General features: G+C 25.0%; 2 protein-coding genes. Both read right to left on the bottom strand.

Features of this window, described 5'->3' with window-relative positions; translation table 11 throughout:
• Window positions 1–55: 55 nt before the first annotated feature.
• Complete coding sequence (locus H8923_RS16985) at window positions 56–391, bottom strand: hypothetical protein (RefSeq protein WP_153973207.1); 336 nt, start codon at window positions 389–391, stop codon at window positions 56–58.
• Between the two features lie 130 nt (window positions 392–521).
• A partial coding sequence (locus tag H8923_RS16980) for a hypothetical protein (RefSeq protein ID WP_330596698.1) occupies window positions 522–1,184 on the bottom strand: 663 nt, incomplete at its 5' end.

The raw sequence follows: 1,184 nt of genomic DNA, 5'->3' as shown, positions 1-1,184 counted from the left end.
AACTGATTTTTATTTTTATAAATTCTATAATTTTTTTTATTGTTTTAATCTAAATTTATTTCCTATTTTTGTACTCTTCAAAACTAAATAAATTGTTTTTATAAACTCTTTTTTCTTCAACTTTTTCTATTGGTTCTTCCTTAGATCTTCTCTTGTTTAATCTTTCTATAAATGCATTTATTGCTTTTTCTTCTAACTCTTTATTTACTTCTACATACTTAAATGTTTGCTTATCTAAATACCTACGTACTCCATCATCTCCTAAATCATCTGGTAAAACATAATCTAAATAATCCTCCAAAAGTTCTTCATTACTTTTACTTCTATCATAATCTTTTAAATAAAAAGTAATGCTGCCACTTATCTTTTGCCATAACTTTTTTTCATCCATACAAATCCCCTTTCTAGTAACAGGTACTACGTACCCTATAATACAAGCTGAAAAAAAATGGGGGTATAAATTTAATTAAAAAAACATTATAATCTATTTATACAGATTTAATAAAAATTTAAAGAATGAACTATTTTATTAGTCCATTCTTTTTTAAATAACTTATATGTCTTTCAAATGTTGTACTACTGCCAATATTCAACATTTGCATAATATCTTTATTTTTAAGTCCTTTCTCTCTAAGGACTTTTATTTTTTGTCTTAAAATATTTAACTCTTCTTGCTTTGTCATTTTACCTAATTGTTTAAGTTTTTCCTTATACTTTTTCTTATTATACTCATTATTTCTTCGCTTATATTCTTCTTTCCCAATGATTATTTTCATATGAGTTTGCTCATACTCTGATATTTCTAAAAGTTCTATAAGAGTTTCATTTTTGTATTTATACTGCTTGTCCTTTGATTTAAATACCTTCTCTGCACTATTTGTTGCCATTATAAGCTCTTTCTCATTTAATGGTTGTATAAACTCTTTATTAAGTTCTAAAACGTCTTCTAAGGCTTTTTGTTCATCTTCATAGAAGTAGCATAAATAGTATCTATACAAGAATAATATTAATTCCCTTTGACCTTTTACATCATAATTTCTTAATTCACATAATTTTACTAAGTCCAATATTCTTCCTTGATACAATGAACGTTCCCTATGAATATAAACTACTTTTTTAGGTCTTCCCTTTTTCTTTGGTCTATTTTCATCTAAATCAGGTAGAAATTCACTTTGTATTTCTCT

Origin of the sequence: Romboutsia faecis, from assembly GCF_014323405.1 — a bacterium.
Lineage (GTDB): Bacteria > Bacillota > Clostridia > Peptostreptococcales > Peptostreptococcaceae > Romboutsia_E > Romboutsia_E faecis.
Note: the sequence above shows the minus strand (reverse complement) of the source record. Positions and strands in the feature narration are given on the sequence as shown.